The 364-nt window shown below is 72.5% G+C and carries 1 protein-coding gene; it reads left to right on the forward strand.

The window, feature by feature from the left end:
• A partial coding sequence (locus AC5RUJ_RS18710) for a phosphotransferase (RefSeq protein WP_494156568.1) occupies nt 1-364 on the forward strand: 364 nt, incomplete at both ends.

The raw sequence follows: 364 nt of genomic DNA on the forward strand, positions 1-364 counted from the left end.
GGCGGACGCCAAGGCCGTCGAGGCGTTCAAGGCCGCGCTGGCGGAACGGATCCGCTGGGGCTGGGCCCAGGCCGGGGCGTCCGTGGGGCCCCTGGACGACGCGGTGCAGGAACTGCTGGACCGGCTGGACCAGGTGACCGAGCTTCCCCAGCTGCAGCGGATCCACGGCGACTACCACCTGGGCCAGGTGCTGTTCTCGGCACAGCGGGGCTGGGTAGTGCTTGATTTCGAGGGCGAACCGCTGCGGCCCATGGGCGACCGCGGCACCGACGACGTGCCGCTGCGCGATGTGGTGGGCATGCTCCGCTCGTTTGATTACGCCGCCGGCGTGGCCCGGCTCGCGGAGCCCGACGATGCGGTCGGC

It is taken from the genome of Arthrobacter sp. Y3223164, from assembly GCF_059091005.1.